Origin of the sequence: Pseudoduganella sp. R-31 (assembly GCF_049913235.1) — a bacterium.
In the GTDB taxonomy this organism is placed as follows: domain Bacteria; phylum Pseudomonadota; class Gammaproteobacteria; order Burkholderiales; family Burkholderiaceae_D; genus Rugamonas.
The window spans coordinates 5,047,819-5,070,081 of sequence record NZ_CP183986.1; the positions used below are offsets into that span (position 1 = coordinate 5,047,819).

A 22,263-nucleotide genomic window follows, 5' to 3' on the forward strand; every position below is an offset into this window, starting at 1 on the left:
GCTTCTTGAGCCTCCTCAAGCCCTGGTTTCGAGTACGCGCAATTCGGTGTGGCCAAAGTCCATCATGGCCCAGCGGCCTCCCCACACCAGCCCTATCGCTTCCGCCGCTTCGCCATACAGCTGGTAGCCGCGCATGGCCCAGGGATCGCGTTCGCTGATGACCACCTTTCCTTCACGGATAAAGCCGCAATCGGCGGCCAGCCCGAACTGGTGGTAGCTCTGGAAGGCGCGCGCGTTGCTGACATGGCCGCCCGCCGCGGCCAGCCGGTCCTGCCGTTCAGGGCTGCGGTAACCTTCCAGAAGTGCCATCTCGTAGCCGTGCCGATCGCGCATGACATTGAACACCAACAGCAGGCGCTGCGCGAAATCCTTGTCCAACCGGTGCCAGTCGCGATCGGCCTGCGACAGCATCGGCCGCAGCAACTCCACTTCCGCCGTGGCGAAAGCCGGCGGCGGCAACGGGAGTGGCGGCACCAGTTGTTCGCCTTGCAGCAAGGCGGCAATTTGCGGATCGGCAGGCCGGCTGCTGTCGTCGAACGCCGGCAGCATCTGGCGTGGACGCAGCAGGCGCACCAACAATGGCGGCGCGGCTGCCAGCAGCGCAGTCGCGACACCACTCAACAGCATGCGCCGCTGGCGTGGGCTGGGCCGGCGCTTTGGCGGAAATAGCAACAGCCAGCCGGCGGCGCTGGCCGCGACGAAAATGCCCGCAACGATAAATGGCAACATGGTGCGATCCATCAATACGAAAGCGCATTTGGCGCGCGACACTGGAATCCTATGCCGCCCCGCAATCGGACGGGTCGAGCGAAATCAAGCTTGGGAGGACTTATGCGGCCGGACTTGTTTACAGGCCCCGCGCAGCGGGACGATCGCCATCGCATCCTGGCGCGGCTGGCCAATGGCGGCAGCGTGCCAGTCCCGGCCCGCCAATGGAGCGGGTGGAGTGCGGCGCAGCGCGCCCGTCTGGCGGCCATCGCGACGCTGCTCGCCGTAGCCGCCGCAAGCTGGGCCTGGCTTCAGGATGGCAGCCCGGTCCATGGGCCTACGCCGGAACTGCCGCCGGTATCGGCGTTGCCGGCCGCACCATCGCAGGCCTCAACGCCGGGGCACGCCGAGCGCGATGCCGCGTCGTCCCAGGCTGCGACGATCGTCAACGCTGTGGCGCCGCAGGGCGAACCTGCCGTCACACCGCAACTGTCCACGCCCGGCTTGACCACCACCGGGCCATCCCTCCCGACCGTAAAGCCGGCGCACCCACGTTCCGCCAAGGCGCCAGGTGCGCCGCGCAGGCAGCAGCAAGCCGCAACCGCGCTACCGGAAAGCGATGAAGACGTCACCCTGCTGGCGGCAATGCTCAAGCATGCCAAGCCGCAGAAGCCTTCTCCTACCCCGCCAAAGGATTGATGAAAGCCGCCATGGCCTGCAAGGCGGCATCCGGCAGTTCGATGTGTGGGCTATGGCCGCAGCCGGGCAAGAGCAGCTGGCGGGCGCCAGGCGTGCCCCTTTCAATGGCATCGAGTTGCGCGCCGGAGCCGTAATGATCTTCGCTGCCCTGCATTGCCAGCAACGGACAGGCTATCGCCGGCAGCAGGTATTCGATATTCCATTGCCTGAACCAGGGCGACAGCCAGGTATCGGCCCAGGAGGAAAACACTTGCTCGGCCTTGTCGCCGTGATAGCGCGCCAGTGCCCGCATCTTGCCGGCGCTGTGGGCCGCCAGCACTGTTTGGATGCCCTCGATCGTCACGTCTTCGACAAACACGTGCGCAGCAGCGGTGAGCACCCCGCGCAAGCCCTGCGGCCGTCCCGCCGCATAGATCAAGGCAATGCTGCCGCCATCCGAGTGTCCTACCACGATATGTTCGCGGCCCGGTGCCAGGCGCTCCATCACTGCCGGCAGTTCGGCCAGCGCAAACTGGTGCAGGTAATGAATGCTGCGCAGCGCCGGTTGCGGCGAAGACTGCCCGTATCCCTGGCGCTCGTAGACCATTCCTGCGCATCCCGTGGCGGCACAGAGCCGCTCCGGGAATTCCTTCCACATCCTGATGCAGCCGAGGCCTTCGTGCAGGAACACCAGCAATGGCTTGCTCAGATCGCCCTCGATCATCTCATAATGCAGTTGCGCGCTACCCAGTTCCAGCGTTGGCATGCGTGGCTCCTAGTGCAAGGCAAAGTCGACGCGGGCAGCGGCACCGGCTTTGGGCGCAACAAGGAAGATGCGTTCCGGCGGCACCTGGCCCTGCTTTACCAGCCAGTCCTTGGCCGCCTGCGCACGGCGGTTGCCGAGGGTGATGAAATCGTCCTGTTCCAGCTTGGTATTGGCCATCATCAGCTTTTCCATTTCATCCGCAGGGAGCGATTTGGCAAAGCCCAGCGCGTTGCGCGGCTTGACGAAGGTCTCGTCCTTGTAGGCACGCTCCAGCAAGCCGGCGTATTCCTCCCTGGCCACCACTACCCCGCCTTCCGGCAGCGCCGCACCGCGCGCCTGCAGGTCGCGCGTCTTGAGCTGGCGCAGCTTGCGTTCCAGCGCCACGTGCTTGAGCGCTTCCAATTCCGCCGCGTCATCGAAGCGGCCGGTAATATCCAGCTTCAAGCCAGGGCGCTCGGTCAGCGCCTTGGCCAGCGACTTCAGCTTGCCTTCCGATGCGGGCAGCAGCGCAGCGCGCCCCTGGTCGAATTCCAGCATCGACAACTCCTCGCCGCCGCCAAACAGGGAGCCTATCAGGGCGAATGGCGAAGTGACGGTCTTCATGATGGCGTTGCCGATCACCTTGAGGATGATCCCGCCCAGCGAGAACTGAGGATCGTCCAGCGATCCGCCAATCGGCACGTTGATATCGATCACGCCATTGCGGTCGCTAAGCAGTGCCACCGCCAGGTTCACGGGCAGCCTGGTGGCGTCAGGGTTCGTGCTCTCCTTGCCGAAAGTGAGCTGATCGAGCACCAGGCGATTCTCGGCTTTCAACTGGCGGTTCTGCAGCGCGTAGGCCACCTCGAACGTCATCTTGCCTTTCTCGATGCCATAACCAACGTATTTGTCCGCATACGCCGACAGCTGCGACAGTTCCATGCCGCGCACCTCCGCGCGCAGGTCCAGCGAAAGCTCCTGCTTCAGCGGGTGCACACGGCCGGCGATCAGCAGCGGCGCGCCGCTGACGTTGCCGCGCAGGTCTACGTTTGCATCATGCGCCGGATCCGACGACAGGCCGTTTACCGTGCCACCCAGGTCCTTCAGGTTGGCCGTGTAGTTTGGCTTGATGAAATTGTCGGTAAAGCGCACGCGCCCGCCGGAAAGCAGCACCTTGCCAATGCGGATCGGCGGCAGCGGTTCCGCAGACTTGGCCGCAGTCGCCTTGGGCGCAGCAGGCGCGGCGGCTGGCGGCGGCGCTGCCTGCGTCACCTCTTTCGCCCTGGCCTTGGCATCCTTGACTGCCTCGGCGCGCGTGCCCGCCTCGGTCAGGCTCTTGCCCTCTTCGCCTTCCTTGCGCATCACGTCCTGCACGTTCAGGCGGCCGTTCGGGTCGATGATGACGCGGGCGAAGAAATCATCCAGCGCCACGCGGTCGATGTTCAGGGTGAACGGTTTGAAGTTCACCTCCATGCCGCCAAAGGCCAGCGTTTTCCAGCTCAGGAAGTCGTTCGAGCTCGATTTGTCGACAGTGGAAAGCCGGTTCACGCTGACGTCGCCCTTGAAACCGCCGGCCACCGCACCGTCCTTGCCCGTTTCAAGCCGCAGGCGCGCCTTGCTGGAAACGTCAGCCTGCAACAGGCGCAGGTTGACGTAATCGGTGACATAAGGCTGCAAAGGCAGCAGGTCGAAATTCTTCAGCTCCAGCGCCAGATCCGCACTCAGCGGAGATGGCGCAAGCTTGCCCTTGATTTCCAGCTCGCCTTTATTGACGGCGGTTCTCAGCGCCACTTCGGAAGCCGCGCCCGGTGCGTTGGAATAGCCTTCAACGGTCAGAGACAGCGGCGACAGCTTGAACACGGTCGGTTCGTCACGCAGGTCCTCACGCAACTTCGCATCCCAGTCGGCAATCTCCACCTTGCCGATCCTGATCTGCGTCGTGCCTTCGCCTGCCGGCTTGGCTGCCGCCTGGTCGCCGGCTGGCTTGCCGGCCTGCTTACCCTGGTGGACGTCGATTTGCGCACTGCTCGAATTGACAGACGCGATGTCCAGCGTATGTTTGGCGCCGTCGAAAGCGATATCCTGCACAAGCAGCCCAAATTTCGCCAGGTCGGCGCGCAGGTTGCCCTGCGGCGTATCATCGGCATAGCGCAGCGCCGCCCCGTTGACAGCCAGTTCCTTGAGCAGCACGACCGGCCCGGTGGCTACCGGCTTGGCCGCAGGCACAGGCGCATCTGCCGGCGCAGGGGCGACGGCAGGCAGCAACTGATCCAGGTTCAGCACCCCATCCTTGCTGCGTTTGACATCGAGTTCCAGCCCATCGATGCCGACCTTCGCGATCTCGAAACGCTGCGCCAGCAGGTCCAGCTTGCCCAGCTTGACCTTCAGGGCGTCCAGCCTGGCCACTTGCGTGCCGTCGAGCTGCTGCAACTGCGCACCGGACAACGTCGCCTCCCCGCCCAACACCAGCGATGCCGGTTTTTCCTTTGGCTGCACCACGGTCAGGCTAAGCTGCGCCTCCAGGTGTGCCGACGGCAGCTTGAAGCCCGGCTTGAACGGCAGGTACCCCAGGTAGCTGGTCAGGTCGGCCTTATCGAGCTTCAGGTCCAGCGCATAGTCTTTCGGCTCGGCGAACGGACGCGCCTTGCCCTTCAGGAGCAGCGGCGCGCCATTGATATTGGCGCTGAACAGCGGCTCCACGAAAATCGTCACATCCGCGGGAAGCGAGGAGACAAACGGTAAACCCAGTTTCAGGTCCTGCACCTTATGCGTCACTCCAGCCGGTTTGTCATCGAAGGACAAGCTGCCCTCCTCCAGCTGGATGTTATTGACCGAGAAGCGCGCCGGCTCAGGCGACGGCGGCTGGCTCGCGATCAGTTTCAGGATGTCGTCGATGTTGTAGCGGTTATCGGCGTTGCGCGCCAGGTGCACATAAGGCCTGGTCAGCCGGATTTCCTGCACGACTGGCGCCATTTTCGTGACGGATTGCCACGACAGGTCCGCTCCCAGCCGGTCAAAGCTGGCAAAAACAGTGCTGCCATCCTGCTCCATCATCTTCAGGCCGCGCACCGAGGCGGCCAGCGTAAACGGATTGAACGAGACTTCCTCGATGCTGAGCTGGCGATGCAGTTTTTCCGAGGCCTGCTTGGCCGCTTGTGACTTGACGATGGCCGGCACGGCGAGGAAGCCGATGCCGGTGTAGGCAAGCAGCAGCCCGGCCAGGGTGCCGGGAACAAGGTATTTCAATGGTGGGATCTTCATAACCCGTTATTGTAATCGCACACGCCTTGCGGGAAGATCCGGGAGAGCCACGCTTTTTGCGCATCGCTGAACCTTATTGCAGGCCCATAAGTCCCGTCAGTATAGGCCTTCGCAAGGGGTTTCAGCCGGCATTTGAAGGTGTCGCCACGGATCGATTCGCCGGCCACCATGCGCGGGCTGGCATGGATCGGGAAAGCCTGCGTGCAGGCGCCAGGCTTGCCGCCATCCAGGATGCCGGCCCAGGCCTGCGGACCGGAAGCCAGCACGGTGCCGGCGCTGTCCACGCAGCGGTCGGCAAATTCGGCCGGCGCGCCGCCGCTGGAAAGATACTTGTCCAGCACCGATACCGCCTGCATCACCTGCCCCGAAAGATCCGTGTCCGGCCTTGCAAACCAGACAACCTGCCGCTTTGCTTCGCCCGGGTTAGCCGCCAGCAGGCGGGCGCGAATCGAAAACGCCTGCCGTGCATTGTGCATGTCCAGTTCCGCCTCGCGGTACGGACGCAGGTCGATCATCGGTATGCCAAGCCGCTTGCCGGTGAACACATGGCCGGAATCGAATGCCGCGCGTATCGCCCCCTGGTTGCCCTCCCGGCGCTGCGCCGGTGTCCCGGCCGGATCGCGGCAAGCCGCGCTACGGTGCATATTGGCCGAATCGAAAGGATCGCTGTCAGGCTTATACGGCACGAAATCGCGCTGTTCCTTCCAGCTTCCGGCGCAGGCGTTCAGCCGCAGGAATTCATCGGCACCAAGTTTGCCCGCTACCAGCGCGGCAAGGCCATACTGCACTCCCACATTGTCCAGCGGGATCGGCGCGAAACCTTCTGCATCCGAACCATAGAACTCCTCCAGGTCGTTCCAGTGCGTCCACTTCACGCCGGCGAAAGCTGCCGGCGCATAACCATAAAAGGCAATGGCCTTGTCGAATTTACTGTCGCGGAAATGCGGGTTCAGCACCGTCGGCATCGCAAAGCGCCAGCCATTGATGCACTCGGTGGTGCCGGGCTTGCCGGTAAAAGGATTCTTCACGGTGTCGCTGGCATTCATGCCCTGCACCAGCGACTGGCGGCTCCAGGTCGCCCACGGCGAATTAGGATCGCGCGCCACCTCGTCGCGGAAGTATTGCCCCAGCAATGGGCAGTCGGAAACCGGTATCGATTGCGTCACCATGTCCGGATAGGACTGCACCGGAATACCCGCATCGAGCAGGCCGGGGCGATTTTGCGCAAACATGTACTGCTGGACCGCCCCGCCCGAGCCACCGATGCCGATCGTATACAGCGGCTTGCCGTACTTCTCGACGAAGTAAGCCTTGGTCTGCGCCGCCGTCTCCTCGGCCAGCCGCATATTGTAGTGAACGCCGCTCTCGTTGCCGGAGGAATTGGCGATCGCATAGCCCTGCGCCAGCAGCTTCGGCATCAACTGCTTCTCCGAGCCGTTCAAGGCATCGCTGAACCACATTGCCGTGCCTTGCTGGTGGCCGATGCCGACACCGCCGCGCATCCAGTAAACCAGCTTGTGGTTCCAGGGCGCACGCTCAAGCATCGCAATCGTGTAGATGAAACGGTTGATGGTGCCGGCCTCCACGCGCACTACAAACGGCACCACCGTGCCATTCACGACTACCGTCTTGAGATCGGCAGGTGGCGATTGGTAGCCGTTCCCGATATCAAACGGCTTGAAGCCCGTGCCGGTGTAGTAAAAATGCTGGATGCGCGGCTTGATGGCGCACTGGCTGCTGTAACCGGCCAGCTTGCCGGCGTCATCGCGCACGGGATGGCCGATGCCCTGCTGGTTATCGACCAGGGGCTGGCCGAGGCCCGACTCCACCGTCCGGCAAATGAAGGGTTGCTGCTGGCGTGGTTGCTCGTGCGATTGCGGGGTGCTGCATCCTGCCAGGGTGATAGCCGTCACGACGGCCAATATCCAAGCTTTCATGGCGCCTCCTCCTTGCCAGCCAGTGTAACCCGGCCATTGCGATCGTGCCTATCGCTTGCCTGCCGGCTCCTGCGGCCGATACCACAACTCGCTGCGTGCCAGCGGTGTTTGCGGCGGCAGGTCTGGATTGGGAATGCGGAACAGGCGGCGCCGCGCCAGGCCGGAACGCTTGATCAGCGGACCCTTGTAGGTCATGAACAGCGCCTGCAGCGAACCATCCTGCACCATCGCCTCCAGCCCCGCCTCCAGCCGGTTCGCCAGCGCCTCCCCTTCCGCATCGCGGCGCGTGAAGAAGTAGCGCGCCAGCGGATAGTAAAGCGCGAGGTCAGGCTCCACCTCGAAGCCGAAGCGCTTGTGCCATCCATCGTATTCGCTCAAGGCTTCGTCGACGGAACGTGACAGGGCATCGAAGCGCCTGACTTCCAACATGGAGAACAAACCGTCGTAGTTATTTCCTTCCACCACCTTGAAGCCACCGGCCTGCAGGATGCCGATATCGACCCAGCCCTTGCCTTGGCCAATGCTAAAGCGGCGCAGCTGGTCGAGCGACTTGACCTCGGCGAACCGGGGCAAGTCCTCGTGGCGCACCAGCAGCAAGCGGTAGCCGATCAGGCCTCGATCAACCGGAATGCGCACCGGGCGAAATTGCTGCTCCAGTTGCGCCGACGTGGCCCTCACAAAAAGATTGATCGAGCCTGATCCTGCGGCTTCGGTCGTCACCCGTGCCGGCGACATGAATTGGCTGGCCTGGCGCAACTCGTAGGGCCCGAACCTGGCGCGGGTCTTCTCGAGCGCCGTGCGCAACACCTCCCAGTCGTACAGGTAACGGCTGTCATGCTCGGACTCCGGTCGCGGATAAACAACCTGCTGCGGCGCCTTGGCGGGGTTTGCAGCCGCCGGCTGCGTGGTCGACAAGGCCAGGAATAGCAGGCTCAAAAACATGGCGCGTCCCGTACGCCGGGCCCTGGTCTTTTTCATGCGGGTGAGCTTAACCCGAAACGAAGAAACTTGACTAGAATGTCATTCTAGAACAATATTCTAGACATGACCCAAGCCGACCGAAAATCAGCCATCCTGTCCGCCGCCCTTGCCGTGTTTTCCGAAAAAGGCATCGAGGCCACGTCGATCGACGACATCCGCCAGCGCAGCCAGTCGTCGGTGGGCAGCATCTACCACCACTTCGGCAACAAGGAAGGCATTGCCGCCGCGCTGTTTGCACAAGGGCTGGATAGCTACTGGCAGCAGATCAAGGCCAATGTGGCTCGGGCCGGAAACGCCGAATTCGCCATCCATGCCATCGTCAGCACCCACCTGAACTGGATCGTGGAGCAGCCGGACATGGCGCGCTTCCTGTTCGCCCGCCGCCAGGCCGTGAGTGCCGAACATGACGATGCCATCCGCCAGCGCACGGCGAGTCATTTCAAGGAGGTGTTCGAGAAGTTGAAGCCATGGTTCAAGCAGGGCGTGCTGCGCCGGATGCCCATCGAACTGTACGGCCCCCTGCTGCTCGGCCCATCACAGGAACTGGCGCGCAACTGGCTGGGAGGGCGCGTCGGCTTCAATCCGCTTAATGCAATTGATGAATTGAGCAGCGCCGCCTGGCGCACGCTCGCCACCAATCCATCCCACACCGGCGTCGCCTACGAAGGATCAAAACGATGAGCGCCACCCGCTTCACGCTGCAAGCCCAGGACGGCCAGCAACTGGCCGCCTACCGCCACGATCCGCCGCGCCCCGCCCGCGCCCAGGTGGTGATCGCCCCTGGCATGGCGATTCCCCAAGGCTTCTACGCCGCCTTCGCCGCCTTCCTGGCAGGATTGGGCTACCGTGTATGGACCTTCGATTACCGCGGCATGGGCGAGTCCCGCGAAGGACCGCTGCGCCGCTGCAAGGCCGACATCACGACCTGGATTGCGCTCGATCTCGAATCCGTCGTGCAGCACGCCGCGCGGCATGACGCCGCGCTTCCCCTGTTCTTGCTCGGCCACAGCCTGGGAGGACAGACCGCGCCACTGCTGCCGTCCATCGGCAAGGTAGCGGGCTTGATCAACATCGCCGTTGGCAGCGGCGCCACGCGCCACAACCAGCCGCGCATCCAGCGTACCGCGCCGTTGCTGTGGCACGTCCTGACGCCGCTGTTCTGCAGGGTGCTCGGCTACTTCCCCGGCAAGCGGCTGGGCATCCTTGGCGACATTCCGCGCGGCGCAATGATGCAGTGGCGCCGCTGGTGCCTCACGCCGGATTACCTGCTCACCGGCGAACCCGGCGCGCGCGAAGCCTATGCCAGCGCCAGCTTCCCGGTACTCGGCCTCACGTTCGGCGATGACGAACTATTGCGCGAATCAGGCTCGCGCATGCTGCACGAGGCGTACACCAGCGCAAAGGTTGATTACCGCGTGCTCAGTCCCGCCAGTTTCAACCAGGAGCGCATCGGCCACTTCGGCTTCTTCCGCTCGCACCAGGAAAAAGTCCTGTGGCCACTCGTCGGCGAATGGCTCGACCAGCACTGCTGATCAGAGTCTTCGGACTTGGGTGAGTTGGCAATTTGGTAAAATTCGGTGCATGAATCCGACCATCACCTACTCCGTTGAAGCGGACGTCGGCATCGACGAATTCCGCCATCTTTTGCACGCATCTGGCCTGGGCCGCCGCCGCCCTCTGGACGACACCGCGCGGCTGGGCGCGATGCTGGCGAATTCCAACCTGATCCTGACCGCACGCATGGATGATGGAAAACTGGTCGGCATCGCGCGCGCCATGACGGACTTCTCGTTTGCCTGCTACCTGTCCGACCTGGCGGTCAGCGACGAGGTGCAAGGAAAGGGCATCGGCGCGCGCCTGATCGAAGAAATGCGCGCGCATCTCGGTCCAACGGTCAACCTCATACTCAGTTCAGTCCCGGAAGCAGTACCCTTCTACCAGCGCATCGGCATGGCCGCATTGCCCGACTGTTTTTGGTATCGGCGGGAGTACTAGCAAGCGCCTGGTGATCATAGATTCCAAATCGGATCGCATCATTGGCACCATCTGGCATTTCCGCTCAGTACCCTACTTTAACGCGCGCGAAATCGGTTACACCATGTTCTCGGCCTAACTCCGGGGCCAAAGCATCGCCACCCAGGCTGTGCGGTTATTGGTGCGCCATTTGTTCGAAAGCCTGCTGATAAACCGGCTGGAGATTCGCATGGATTCCCGCAACCTGGCTTCCGAACGTGTCGCCATCAAAACAGGCTTTACCAAGGAAGGGGTGGCGCGGGGAGCCAACTTCGTGCGCGGCAAGCACATCGACATGAATGTTTACGCATTGCTACGTTGCGAATTACTCGACTGAATGGGCCATACGATTGTTGACAGCTTATCTTCCCGCCTCCTCCCACCTTGATGAACCTGGGGCCGATGCGATCTCGTAAATCACTTTCGCCTGTTCAGCCAATAGCGCGTTGAGTTCTATGCGCCATCATCCCCTTAGCTCTCCAACGGGCTCTGGGGCCGCGCCAAGGTTTTCGGCCCCGGCAATCGACTGTCGACTTGCCGATTCCTGCAGCTCCAGCGTCCATCCGAGGCTGCGCCCTTCCGCGCTTTAAAAAAACGCGTGAAGGCTGGGCACTTGTCGAGGAAAGCCATGCAACTTGCAGTTGAATTCGATAAACGTCGGTATGCCGCGCTATCGTGGATCGAGGCGCGCGAATTCTGCAAATACCGCGCCTTTGGGAATGCTGCCGATTGCCCCGCCATCCTTCTTTGCAGCGTACCAGGTGCAGCTCTCCATGGCCCTAGTGACTCCAACATAAGCGAGCCGCCTCGCCTCCGCACGTTGCGCCTCATCGTAGCTTCCAAGCCCTGCCTGCGCATAAAGGAAGTTCTTTACCGGGTTGGTACCATCGTAGTTGCAATCTCCGAGCAGTACCACCGATTGTGCCTCGAGCCCTTTCGAGCCGTGGATCGTCATGAGTTTCGCCTTCTTCCCCCAAGACCTATTCGGAGAGCCGCTAAGCTGCGTAAGGACGGCCCTGCTCCGCGCAAGCACCAGCATAGGGTGGCTTTCACTGGCTTTCGTTCGCTCGATTTCCGACGATATGTGCTGGCGGATCTCGGCGTACGGCAAGTCCTTCTTCGCTTCGAAAATTCGTACGGGCGTGGCAGAGTCTGCCCATTCCCCCTTCGCTCGACAGGTCTTGCTTTCCATTCCCGGAACGCCGGCCAATACGGACTCTGCACATCGCAGTATGCAATCACTGCTCCGGAAGTTCTCTTCCAAAAGGATCTTTCCGTGAGAGATTGCGGGGAAACTATCCTTGAACCGCACGAAAAATTCAGGCGAACTGCCCCTCCAGCCATAAATGGACTGGTAATCGTCGCCAACGCAAGTAAGCGACCCTGCCATCCCCCGCTTGACCAGCTCTTTTTGGCATCCACGCACCCATTTGACAATCTGCGGTGAAACATCCTGAAACTCGTCAATCATCAGGTGCCGCATGGCCCCGAGCACCTGGGAGGAGACCTTCGAAAAGTTCTCCGGATTGTCTTCAGAGAACCGGGCAAAAAGCTGGTTGAACGTGCAGATTCCGCGCTCTTCCAATACAGCCTCGAAATACGGCCAGAACAGGGCCGTGGCACGCATGAAGTCGATATCTCGCCCCAGGTTGTTATCCTTGGTCGCTTTAGCTGATGAGAGCGTGTCTGCCACGGGCAAGCCGAGGTTTTCGACGAACTGGGCAAGGCCATGGAAGCCCTTGACGATGGATTTCGACTTGAATTCGCCCGGGGCGATCATGTTGAACATGAGGACCTCGCTCCGCTTTTCCTCGTCGTCGGCCAGCCATTTCAGAGTGGCACGCAAGGCGGTCAACTGATCCAAGTCATCGATCCAGACAATCGGCTTTTCGCTAATCCCTGCCAGGAGTTTACGCTTTGTGTTGATGTTGCCAGCCGAAGGCACGTCATCAAATGAGGTGCCCTTGTAGAACTGCGCGCCGCCAAGGACAATGTGAGCCCCGATTTGGGGTACGTAGCCGTTGACCCAGAATTCCTGCGAAAACTGCGAGGACACAGAAATCGCTGTCGTCTCGGCCACGATTCCGGGCAGCGGCCACACGCCGGGGGCGACTTCCGCACTCCACTTGATGTCGAGCGCCTCGGTCATCTTTTTGTCCACTTTTGCAATTTTGGCGATGTTACCCTGCGTGCTCTTGTCCGTCGCGCGTCGGGTCAGCGTCAATCGCTGCTTGAAAAGCTTGACGACAAGGCCGTGGAACTCCTCGTTCCTGCTGAATGCCCGTTCGTAGGCTATGCGAAGAAGGTCGTCGAGATTATGCGTATCCGGGCTGTCATCGACGATGTCTTCGCGCCTGGAAGCAACCGAAGTTGCCTCCTGTTCGCTTTCATCCTCCAGCTCGTCTTCTTCGCTCAACTCGAGGAAGTTTTCGACATCGACGTCCCGCACTGGTCCTTTGCGTTCGCGATCCAATAGCTCCAGTACCTTAGGCGGGGGCGACATGCTCTGCCGCGCCATCTTCAGCACCATGGAATGGAATGTGCGCACAATGCTTCTCGCATCGGTTTCTGAGAGGTCTACTCCCCATTTTTTCATGGATTCGCGAAGTTTCTTCACGAAGTCCGCGCGGCTATCCTTGGTAAAGGTGAAAACCGAAATGCGGCTACGGTCAATTTCACGATACAGGTTGAGGGCGATGACTCGCAAAACGAGGGACGAGGACTTTCCTGAGCCAGCTCCCGCAATGACGTAGGTAGCGGGATCGTCGGCGAGTATCATTTTCCATTGCTGGGGCTGTGGCGGATATTCAACCCGCGCTTCCACGTCGCGCATGAACTCGTCGCGAATTTGGCTCGTGAATCCGATGGGAGTTGGACTAACAACCCATTTTGCCCGCTCGCGCGCAGCCTCCCGTTCCTTACGTTCGGACTCTTCGGCAGCGGCACGAATTCGCTCGGCATGTTCGAGCCTTTCGAACTCCCGGCCTTCGGCAAATCCCCGCCTGTAGGATGCTTCGGCATTGGCTTTCAATACCTCCGCATCGCGATGCAGCGCGTTCTCGACCTCTTCCCGTTGCGTCCGACTACTTTCTCGCAATTCCTCTAACGCCATCCTCGAATTGCGTCGGACCGCGGCCAATTCGTGCTTATGCCTCTGCACGGATACGAGTGAAAGTACATCCAAAAAAGCATCGAATAGAGACATGAGAACCTAGTTTGCTAACTGATGGCAATATAGTATCGCAGGGCGGCGCTCGAGCCCAATCCTTCAAGGTCTGTAGGAAATGCCTACCGTGGTGGGAATATTGGAGGAATAATCAAGTGAAAACGACCCCGCGACTTCTCTCGGGGCCATTCAAGAGCAGCTGGTGCCAGAACGTCATGGCGCTCTGCCGTCGGAATTTATTTGGCTGGAGCCAGCGTTGGAAACAAGGCGCCCAGCATCCCATTGATGACCACATCGGCGCCCATGTCTTCGAACGCATTGGCCACGGCGAGCACGCCGCTGTCCTGTTCGGGGAATAAAACGACTACCGCAAGCCAGTTGCCATCGGAACCCTGGTGCACCAGTGCCGGTCCCTTGCGTCCGGCGATTGACGCTTGCACTCCCCAGTCGAGCCCTGCCCCACTACCCGGCTGGGCCGTCTGCATCAGCGTATAGCTGGCTGGCAGCAACAGCTTGCCCCGTCCTTTAGCGCCAGCCAACTGGTCGAGACTGAAACGCGCCCAGTCAGCGAGGCTCATGTGCAGGAATCCAGCCGGCGCATACATGTCCGGCACGCCATCGGCTTCCTGCTTGACCTCCAGTTTCGGCCTGCCTTTGCTGTGGCCGCGGATCTGGCCGTCGTGGGTCGCACCGCTACCTGCTGTGGCCATGCCTAGCGGCCCGAAGACTTCAGCCTGCATCAACTCGTCGTAAGGTTTTCCAGTGGCGCGTTCGGCAATGGCAGCCGCGATCAGGAATCCAGTGTTACTTTCCGCATCACCAGCACGCCAGCAGCGGGGACCTTGGTGCCGGCCATGGCCCTGGCCAAGACGGCATCGAGCTTGTCCGCAGCACTAGCGGGCATTGCAGTGGTCAGGATCAGGGCCGCAGCGGCGGCGAGGAAGCGAAAGCGCATGTTCTCTCCTTCATGTTGGGCTATTGCCAATGAAACAAAGTCTACCGGCGATCCGATTACGCCCACCCATTACGTGCGACGAACTGCAATATCAGTCGCCTGAGCCGTCACTTTTCGATCGCAAACACGGCTTACGGAATAGAACGTCGCCAGGAGCGATCCCCAATCCTGTCTTCCGGAAGTCGCTGTATCTCAGGCCGCGCTTCCCTCACCTTGACCAAGCAATGCGTAGGTCTTTGCCCCGCGTGCTCCCACAACAAATTGCCAGTGGTGATTCGCTGGGTTTGCTCCAAAGGCTTGGAAGCGGAAAATATCCAAAGAGTGGGAATGTACTTCGTGCCAACGACTAAACAAAATGCTATCCTGCCTGCAATCCAAATCTTCCATCGAAAAATATGATCGAAATTGCAGGTCTCATTCTTGGCATTGTTGGCATTATCTTCGCCTTTGAAACACCACGACGTTGTGTCGTTGGTATTTTTGTTCGGGGATCGAAAATGCACTCTGACCGCGACCTTACAATTCCTGTAATTGATATATGCCGCAGGGGCATTTCAGTCAAAGAAATTGAGCCAAATAAATTACTTTTTGACATCCCTTATTGTGCTGGAAAGAACGCTAATGCTCATAATGTAAAGTTGCGAACTGCAGTTCTGCTCTGCGAGGGACCTGAAATCAAACTTCTTGCACCTTTTGGGGATGATTTCCCAGATGGGATTTCGCTGACCTACGAGTTGGGAAAATGTATTACCTACACCTTATCTCCCTTAAAATGCGAGCAGCTTCCGAATCTCTACATTGTAATTCGTGGGACGTACACCTCAGAGAAAAACGATAGAATCTTTCAAGTCTTCGATGTTTTCAAATTCAGTACTACCACAAATAGCTGGATTCGTACGTTAGGTGTAGAAGACAAACGAATTCGCGCATTCGTTAACGAAGACGGTTCGACTGAAGCCGCTAACGCATAAGCTCGTCATCACCTGCAAACCCCTTGCCATGCTAGCACTCGAATTGCTTTTTGATCAACTTTGAAGAGAAATTCAATTCACAAACATAGGATTGCAGTCGAAGCAACCTCAAAGGCAAAATCGCAGAAATCGGCTTCTTTCTCGGCCATATTCTTCGGGTTTCGGACGCGATTGTCAAAAAGCGTCTATCTCAGGATTTTCCAATTAGCTCTGATCTAGATGAGCTTAACTTCTTTTTTAGCGCGTATCTTAACTCGATTCAAGCACTTAAAGATGCAAGCGAGCTAGCAATGGATATGAAAAATACTTGGGAAGAGCTTTCGCCAACGTACGGAAAATTCATCTATTACAGCCGAACCGCTACCACGCATGACGGATCACTCCCAACAAACGCGGGACAAGGGCTCCAGACCGACATCGTAGGCCCACTTCGACGTGTTGACAGCAAAGGAAAAGTCAAAGAATTTGAGCCGCCACTGGAAGACGCAGCAATGCTGAGCCGAAATATAGCCTGTGAAGTTCTTCAAAGCATTAAGGCCATGCTTATTGAGAAAGGGGCTGATATCCCATCCCCGAGTCATGCAGATCTTATTGACCATTTGGAGGCGTCGATTAACAGCGACAACTTCATACCGCACTTCGTGAAGCAAATGATGCTGGAAAACCGTGATGAAATCTCAAGCTCACCAAGTGCTGCTAACTTCAACTACGCACGTGACACTCTAAGCGCAATTGAGACCGTAAGAAAACGATTTGAGCTGCCAATTAAGTGAGCCGCCACCTGCCCCGCTGCGCCCACAAAGGCCAGCCCCATGGCCTCCCCTATCCCCACTGCCCAAGCGCTTCACCACGGACCACTATGCGCAAATAAACGCCCCATGAAAAGCAAAAACCCAACCGGGTTAGGGCTGGGTTCTTGGCATGCTGCTGTATTCTGGCTCCCCGACCTGGACTCGAACCAGGGACCTGCGGATTAACAGTCCGTCGCTCTACCGACTGAGCTATCAGGGAAAAGAGGCCGCATTATATCGACCCATTTCCGATTTGCCTAGTCTTGGCCATTCATTTTTTTTGAACCGGCCCCGAATCGGTGTTTTTCGCCATGCGGCGGTCGCAGACATCGACCTTCCAGGATTCCGGCCACTGCTCGTCCTCGATAGCGTCTCCCAGTTCCTGTCGCTGCTTAAGGTAAGTATCCCGATCATTGGCGCGGCAAGCGTAAGAGGCATACTTGTTGCGGTTGTGGACCTGGTCCGGATAGCGCCGCAGCATGTCTTCAAAGCCAGCCTTCATCCGCTTCCAGTCCGGATCGCCCGGCCGGCCAAACTCAAACTCGTCGTCATAGTCCCGAATCCAGAACAAGCGCGCATACATGGCGCCGCCTTCACTCCGCTGCGACAGGCCGGCTGCCCGGCGCGCAAAGCGTTCGTATTCGCCTGGCGCCCCACCCCACTTGCGCTGCTTGGCGCGAGACATCGAAAAATGGATCTGCTGCGACTCCGGGAATGCCTTGACTGCGTCATCGTAAGCCGCGTCAAGGCGGTCCCGCGCGACGTTTGAATCAATCAGGACGTCGATGTAAGTGCTATGCCACAAAGGGCAGTTGCCCGCCACCGCCTTGGCGTCCTCCAGCCTTGCGCGAGCCTTCGCCATCCTTTCGCGGAACAATTCCCAGCCTTCTGGCGGCACGCTGCCGGCATATCCGCCGCCTCGGCCGTGCCAAGCGTATGCTTGCCAATACAATGCTTCGAGCAAAGCCTGCGCCGGCGAATCAGGCGACTTGCTGCGCCACGCGCGCAACGTCGTCCCCACGCCGCTCCAGTCCTTCCACGTGTTGAACTGCCTCACGAATGTACGCGAAAACACCAGGATTTCCGGCTGCCCGTCGGGCAGGCGGGTGTCCTCCGCGCACAATGCCAGCAGCAGCCGGTCAAGTTGTTGGTAGTCTTGCTGGTGCCACATTGCCGTCAATGGCATGCCTCGCAACCAGATAATGGTCTCCATCAGACACAGCTTGCTGACCACATCGTCCTGGCATGGCGCATCCTTTGGGACGCCCGGCAAGACTGGCTTGGGCAATATCGCCTTCAGCAGAGGGGTCGCGGCGTTACAAGTAAAGCTGGCTGCACACAGTAAGGCAATCGACAAAAGGCGGGCAAACGCATTCATTTGGCGGCTCCTTGCGGTGGCGTTCAGTCAGATTACCCTATCTCTTCCGAGCCGGAAAACAAAAAAAGCGGCCCGCAGGCCGCTTGTATTGATAAAGCCACGCGCTCGCGCGGCGGCTTTACCGGAGGATCAGAACGAACCCTTGAACTGCACGCCAAACTGACGTGGCTCGTTGACGAAGCCGGTCAGGTTGTTGAAGTCGATGGCGCCGGTGACGCGGCGCTGGTCGGTGATGTTGCGTGCAAAGGCTGCGACTTCATACTTGCCGCCGGCCCAGTTGTAGCCCACGCGCAGGCCGCCTTCGGTCAGCGGAGCGCCGGTGAATTCAACTGCTTCGTACAGGAAGAAGTTCACCTTCGAACGGTAGGACCAGTCGGTCACCACGAACAGGTTGCCTTCTGCCAGCGGGTAGTTGTAGCGGGCGTTCAGGTTGATGATCCACTTTGGAGCCTGCGGCAGCGCGTTGCCGTCGATGACCACGCGGCCGGACGAGTTGATCGGGTCCAGGATGGTGCACTGCGCGCACTTGTTCACGGACAGCGAAGGATCGCGGATCTCGGTGAAGTTGTACGAGGCGCTGGCGGACATCTTGAAGTCGTTGGTGATGAAGCCTTCGATTTCGCCTTCGATACCACGGCCCTTGGTCTTGGCAGCGTTAATCAGCTTGGTGACGTTGGAGTTGCCGCCAACAACGGTCAGCTGCTGGTTCTTCACGTCGTAGTCGTACACGCTCAGGGTTGCGCGTGCGCGGCGGTTCCACAGGTCGGCCTTCACGCCGGCTTCGATCGAAGTGATGGTTTCGGCGTCAGCCACGGTGATCGGCACCGCGGTGGAAGCGGCGGCGATCGATGGCGCGCGGAAGCCGGTTGCGTAGCGGGCGTACAGGCTGACATCGTTGTTCAGCTTATAGGTGCCGCTCAGGTCCCAGTTGAACTTGTCCTTGGATTCGGAAACCGATTTAGGACCAACCAGCGTGGTGCCGGTGGTTTCCAGGGTATCGAAGTCCTTCTTGTCTTCGGTGTAGCGCAGGCCGCCGCGCACGGTGAACGCGTCGTTCACGGCGTAGTTCACGGAACCAAACAGCGCCCAGGCTTCGTTCTTCTGCTGCGATTTCACGCGCGAGGTACGGTCGCCGGCAACGTTGAAGTTATCCTGGCCTGCCACTGCCTTCTCGTCGAAGTAGTACACGCCTGCCTGCCAGTTCATCGGGCCGGTGTACTTGGACTCTACGCGGAACTCCTGCGAGTACTGCTTGATGTCCGGTACGAAGGCTGCGGTGGCAACCTGGAACGGCACTGCTGGCGCGTCGCCCGGATTGCCGCCGTCGATGTCGCCGCGCGAGTTGTAGCGAGCCACGGTCTCGTAGCCGGTGATCGAGTACAGCTTGTGCGCGCCCAGGTCCCAGCTCATGCGCACATTGGCGCCCTGGGTCTTCAGTTCCTGGTCTTCACGGCCGTTGATAGCGATCTTTTCCGGATCGAAGCCGTCGGCGAAGGTATTGGAACCCTTCTTGATGATATTGGCGCGGAACAGGCGCGAGCTGCCGGTGGTCTGGCGCTGGTGCACGTTGAACAGGGCGTTGAACACGCCGTTCGGCTGGTACAGCACCTGCACGCGTTCAGCGTGTTCGTTGTAGCCTTCCAGCGCATCTTTCTCGCCGGTGTAGGTGTTGTCGACGAAGTCGTCGCGGTGCTGGCGCAGGGTCGAGACGCGCAGGGCCCACTCTTTCGACAGCGGCACGTTGGCGGCGGCTTCCAGGTTGACGGTAGCGTCGGTAGCGTAGGAAACGTTGTAGAAGCCTTCCACGCCACGCAGGCTTGGCTTGGCCGATTCGAACTTGACCACGCCGGCCGGGGTGTTACGGCCGAACAGGGTGCCTTGCGGGCCGCGCAGCACTTCCACGTTGGCCAGGTCGAACATCGGGTAACCCTTCAGGATCGGGTTTTCCTGCACGACGTCGTCGTAAATCAGCGAAACCGGCTGCGAGGCGAACACGGCGAAGTCGGCATTACCGTAGCCGCGAATGTAGAAGCGCGGGAACACACGGCCGGTCGACGATTCGACGTTCAGCGATGGCGTCTTGCCCGCCAGGACGCGGATGTCCTGGCCGCCGGACAGCAAAATGTCCAGTTTTTCGGCCTTGATCGAGGACACGGACACCGGCACGTCGCGGATATTTTCGGCGCGGCGCTGTGCGGTAACGGTCACTACTTCCATTTGGCCGGCTGGGGCCTGGGTTGCTTCCTGGGCCATGGCGGCCATCTGCACAGTAGCCAGGCTCACCAGCACGTGCATCTTGGACAACTTCATCATGTTCTTTCCTTGTGGGCGGTTTGATGGATGTCCCCTATTCTCCCCACAGGTTGCGGTCTGTCGCCGCAAAATAGCGGGCATTATATACCCACTATAATTTTTAGACACTATTCCGTGACCGTCAGCGTGCTATTGGAGGCTCCCGCATAGAACACCACCAGCTTGAGCGGAACCTTGCCAACGTTGCGGCCGTTATGCAGCGTATTGACCACTTCCGCCAGCGCCTGGCCCGCCTTCAGGTGCTTCACCGAGCCATCCTTCAGGCTCACTTCCAGTTCGCCTTCCAGGATATAGGCAAACGAGGCAACAGGATGCAGGTGCCAGCCCGTCTCCGCTCCGGGAGCGATCTCGATCAGCATGGCCGTCACCTCAGCCTGCCCGTTCGGGTATGCCAGCGCTGCACCATTCCAGCTCGTAGGCGTCTGCAGCAATCTGGTGACTTTGACGGAAGCGCTCTGTTCCAGCGCAAAAGCAGGCTGGGCAGCGAGGAGGGAGATCGCTGTAACGGTTGTGGCGAAAATTTTCATGGATGGCTCCGGTTGGTAGATGCCGTATGATAGGCACAAGCCAAATAAAAAAGGCTTTGCGAGCGATCGCAAAGCCTTTTTTTAATGCGGTGCCAAGAGGTTCAAGCCAGCGCTTCCTTCGCCGCTTCTTCCGGCGTCAAGCCGTCATAGAACAGGTCTGTGAACCACTCAATCTGTTCTTCGATATGGTCCTGGGCCTGCTCCACCGTGGCGCCGCCCTTGACCAGGAAACCTTCCACCTCGATGCACCACTGGATCAGTTCCAGGGTTTCCGGATCGAGTTCTTCTTTCTTTTTTGCCATGTCATCCTCCCGCGCAATGCAAAAAGCCCAACCGAATGGCCGGGCTTTCAGTACCAAGCCATTTTACCACCTACGCCCGCATTAAACGCCTGTCGGCGGCGGTCTGCGGGCACATGCCATGCAGCGGGACTGGGGGACGCCGCTGCGGTTCGACGATGCCTTCGTCGTTATCGAGCAGATTGATCAGCGATGCCAATACCAGTTTTTCGTCCGGCGATTCAGCCTGCAATGCAAGGTCGCGCGCAAGGTCGCGCAAGCGCCATTGCAGTTCCCGGCTCGCCACGTCCTTTTCGAATAGAAGAAGGCTGTCGGATGCAGCACCGAATGGCATGGGCTGCAAATAACCATCCAGGCCGGTACTGACGAAGGCGCGCTGGATCTTGCGCACGCGCTCCTGCGTCGCTCGCAAAAGTTTGCAGGTTCGCTCGGATTTCGCCGCCGGGCCATCAATCAGGCGCTCGCCCAGGTTAAGAATGGCCGCAATGCGTGCATACAAACCCGGCACGCTTTCGCCTGCCCGCCAGGCCGCTAACTCCGGCGCCACGACACCGTGCGGGCACTGACGCAAGGCGCCTGAAACGGCAGCCAACAGTTCCGGCGCTTGCTCACCCGGCACGATTTTCAGCGCCAGCTCCGCGCGTTCCAGCGCATGGTCTTTTAGCAACAGCCCGGCGATCATTTCGGCCACGGCGACTGCCTGCCCCGGGCCGCTAATCTGTTGGCCGCAGACCTGCCTTGGATAGCCCGTGCCGTCGTAACGTTCATGATGTTCAGCCACCGCACGCCCGACGGATGGCGGGAAGGATTCCAGCTGGTCGATCAGCATCTGGCCGGTGCGCGGGTGTACCACGACGTGCGCCCATTCATGCGGCTGCAAGCGCTTGCCGCGCGCAAGGAAACGGGGATCGACATACAGCTCGCCGATATCGTGCAGCAGGCCGGCCAAGCCCGCCGCCATCTGGTCCTGTTCATTGAGGCGCAAAGTCTTGGCCATGCAAATGGAAAGCATGCTGACCAAAACCGCATGTTCAAGCGATGGCCCGCCGGCCTTGTCCGACGCGGTCAACATCAGCGCCATCGCATTGCCGAATTCCATTTGCCGCAATACCTGCAGGGTCGAATTGCCGCCAGCCGGCACGCTGCGTAGCAGGCTGGATACAGGAGCACTGACATCGGCCAGCCTCTCGGCCACTTGGGCAACCGCCCGGGAGTCCACGCCATCGGTGATGCGGATCGAAGCTTCGAAGGGCCGCATCAACTTATGTGCGATCAGTTTTTCGCGCAAGGCTCGCGTGACGCGCGTGCCCTTCGACACCAGCTTCATGCCGCGCACATCGAGGATGTCGACAATCACCTCAACCGACATCTGTTCGGCAACGTCCATCACCTTGTCCAGGTAATGGGTGTTCACCGAGGCGTTGATGTGAGTGGGTTTCATGTCAAATGTCCAATCGTCAAACTTCACAAACTATCATATCACAAGTTTCCGCACGGCACTATTTATTTCTTTTTGATAATTTTTAAATGTTTGCAGGTT

The 22,263-nt window shown here is 59.8% G+C and carries 20 protein-coding genes and 1 tRNA gene; 7 read left to right on the forward strand and 14 right to left on the reverse strand.

The genetic code is table 11. From position 1 onward, the window contains the following. Positions 1–15: 15 nt before the first annotated feature. Positions 16–729: a M15 family metallopeptidase gene (locus ACN9MY_RS22925; RefSeq protein ID WP_426318723.1), complete on the reverse strand. Its 714-nt coding sequence runs from the start codon at positions 727–729 to the stop codon at positions 16–18. A 102-nt stretch (positions 730–831) separates the two neighbouring features. Between ACN9MY_RS22925 and ACN9MY_RS22930 the strand changes: the two genes are divergently transcribed. Further along, a complete protein-coding gene (locus ACN9MY_RS22930; protein WP_426163004.1) occupies positions 832–1,407 on the forward strand; it encodes a hypothetical protein in 576 nt (191 codons plus the stop codon). Here the strand turns inward: ACN9MY_RS22930 and ACN9MY_RS22935 are convergent. From ACN9MY_RS22935 to ACN9MY_RS22950, 4 genes are read right to left on the reverse strand one after another with little or no spacing between them, the layout of a single operon-like run. Then, positions 1,388–2,152, reverse strand: a complete 765-nt coding sequence (locus ACN9MY_RS22935; protein WP_426318724.1) for an alpha/beta fold hydrolase — start codon at positions 2,150–2,152, stop codon at positions 1,388–1,390. The two genes, ACN9MY_RS22930 and ACN9MY_RS22935, sit on opposite strands and share 20 nt — an antisense overlap. Positions 2,153–2,161: 9 nt before the next feature. Further along, positions 2,162–5,377 carry a DUF748 domain-containing protein gene (locus ACN9MY_RS22940; RefSeq protein ID WP_426318725.1) on the reverse strand — a complete coding sequence of 1,072 codons (3,216 nt, stop codon included), beginning with the start codon at positions 5,375–5,377 and terminating at the stop codon, positions 2,162–2,164. Between the two features lie 11 nt (positions 5,378–5,388). After that, positions 5,389–7,329, reverse strand: coding sequence for a DUF6351 family protein (locus tag ACN9MY_RS22945; RefSeq protein ID WP_426318726.1), 1,941 nt, complete (start codon positions 7,327–7,329; stop codon positions 5,389–5,391). Positions 7,330–7,377: 48 nt separating this feature from the next. After that, the gene (locus ACN9MY_RS22950) at positions 7,378–8,307 is read right to left on the reverse strand and encodes a hypothetical protein (RefSeq protein ID WP_426318727.1); all 930 of its coding nucleotides are present in this window, start codon (positions 8,305–8,307) and stop codon (positions 7,378–7,380) included. Between the two features lie 66 nt (positions 8,308–8,373). Here ACN9MY_RS22950 and ACN9MY_RS22955 point away from each other — a divergent pair, with 66 nt between their 5' ends. From ACN9MY_RS22955 to ACN9MY_RS22970, 4 genes are all read left to right on the forward strand, one after another. Then, on the forward strand, positions 8,374–8,991 hold the full coding sequence (locus ACN9MY_RS22955) for a TetR/AcrR family transcriptional regulator (RefSeq protein WP_426163016.1): 618 nt from the start codon (positions 8,374–8,376) through the stop codon (positions 8,989–8,991). Further along, positions 8,988–9,842: an alpha/beta fold hydrolase gene (locus ACN9MY_RS22960; protein WP_426318728.1), complete on the forward strand. Its 855-nt coding sequence runs from the start codon at positions 8,988–8,990 to the stop codon at positions 9,840–9,842. Before ACN9MY_RS22955 ends, ACN9MY_RS22960 begins: the two co-directional genes overlap by 4 nt. Before the next feature lie 49 nt (positions 9,843–9,891). Next, positions 9,892–10,305, forward strand: coding sequence for a GNAT family N-acetyltransferase (locus ACN9MY_RS22965; RefSeq protein WP_426163021.1), 414 nt, complete (start codon positions 9,892–9,894; stop codon positions 10,303–10,305). A gap of 133 nt (positions 10,306–10,438) precedes the next feature. After that, on the forward strand, positions 10,439–10,660 hold the full coding sequence (locus tag ACN9MY_RS22970; RefSeq protein ID WP_426323837.1) for a GNAT family N-acetyltransferase: 222 nt from the start codon (positions 10,439–10,441) through the stop codon (positions 10,658–10,660). Positions 10,661–10,993: 333 nt separating this feature from the next. Here ACN9MY_RS22970 and ACN9MY_RS22975 read toward each other — a convergent pair whose 3' ends face one another. The 3 genes from ACN9MY_RS22975 to ACN9MY_RS22985 all read right to left on the reverse strand — a co-directional run bounded on the left by ACN9MY_RS22975 (position 10,994) and on the right by ACN9MY_RS22985 (position 14,444). Beyond that, a complete protein-coding gene (locus tag ACN9MY_RS22975; RefSeq protein ID WP_426336192.1) occupies positions 10,994–13,435 on the reverse strand; it encodes a UvrD-helicase domain-containing protein in 2,442 nt (813 codons plus the stop codon). Between the two features lie 290 nt (positions 13,436–13,725). Further along, positions 13,726–14,283: a serine hydrolase domain-containing protein gene (locus tag ACN9MY_RS22980; protein ID WP_426323839.1), complete on the reverse strand. Its 558-nt coding sequence runs from the start codon at positions 14,281–14,283 to the stop codon at positions 13,726–13,728. Continuing rightward, entirely contained in the window at positions 14,280–14,444 is a 165-nt protein-coding gene (locus tag ACN9MY_RS22985) for a hypothetical protein (RefSeq protein WP_426318730.1), read from the reverse strand. The genes ACN9MY_RS22980 and ACN9MY_RS22985 overlap by 4 nt, the downstream gene beginning before the upstream one ends. A gap of 395 nt (positions 14,445–14,839) precedes the next feature. On the opposite strand from ACN9MY_RS22985, the gene ACN9MY_RS22990 reads away from it, so the two are divergent. Both ACN9MY_RS22990 and ACN9MY_RS22995 read left to right on the forward strand, forming a co-directional pair. After that, entirely contained in the window at positions 14,840–15,415 is a 576-nt protein-coding gene (locus tag ACN9MY_RS22990; RefSeq protein ID WP_426318731.1) for a hypothetical protein, read from the forward strand. A 290-nt stretch (positions 15,416–15,705) separates the two neighbouring features. Next, complete coding sequence (locus tag ACN9MY_RS22995; protein WP_426318732.1) at positions 15,706–16,188, forward strand: hypothetical protein; 483 nt, start codon at positions 15,706–15,708, stop codon at positions 16,186–16,188. Positions 16,189–16,350: 162 nt separating this feature from the next. Here ACN9MY_RS22995 and ACN9MY_RS23000 read toward each other — a convergent pair. The 6 genes from ACN9MY_RS23000 to ACN9MY_RS23025 all read right to left on the reverse strand — a co-directional run bounded on the left by ACN9MY_RS23000 (position 16,351) and on the right by ACN9MY_RS23025 (position 22,164). Then, positions 16,351–16,426: transfer RNA gene (locus ACN9MY_RS23000), tRNA-Asn, on the reverse strand. 51 nt (positions 16,427–16,477) lie between these two features. Then, complete coding sequence (locus ACN9MY_RS23005; RefSeq protein WP_426318733.1) at positions 16,478–17,584, reverse strand: hypothetical protein; 1,107 nt, start codon at positions 17,582–17,584, stop codon at positions 16,478–16,480. 129 nt (positions 17,585–17,713) lie between these two features. Continuing rightward, positions 17,714–19,897, reverse strand: a complete 2,184-nt coding sequence (locus ACN9MY_RS23010; protein ID WP_426163031.1) for a TonB-dependent receptor — start codon at positions 19,895–19,897, stop codon at positions 17,714–17,716. 107 nt (positions 19,898–20,004) lie between these two features. Further along, complete coding sequence (locus ACN9MY_RS23015) at positions 20,005–20,424, reverse strand: cupin domain-containing protein (RefSeq protein WP_426163033.1); 420 nt, start codon at positions 20,422–20,424, stop codon at positions 20,005–20,007. A gap of 101 nt (positions 20,425–20,525) precedes the next feature. Then, positions 20,526–20,726 carry a hypothetical protein gene (locus ACN9MY_RS23020; protein WP_057259495.1) on the reverse strand — a complete coding sequence of 67 codons (201 nt, stop codon included), beginning with the start codon at positions 20,724–20,726 and terminating at the stop codon, positions 20,526–20,528. A 70-nt stretch (positions 20,727–20,796) separates the two neighbouring features. Continuing rightward, entirely contained in the window at positions 20,797–22,164 is a 1,368-nt protein-coding gene (locus tag ACN9MY_RS23025) for an HD-GYP domain-containing protein (protein ID WP_426318734.1), read from the reverse strand. Between the last annotated feature and the right edge of the window lie 99 nt (positions 22,165–22,263).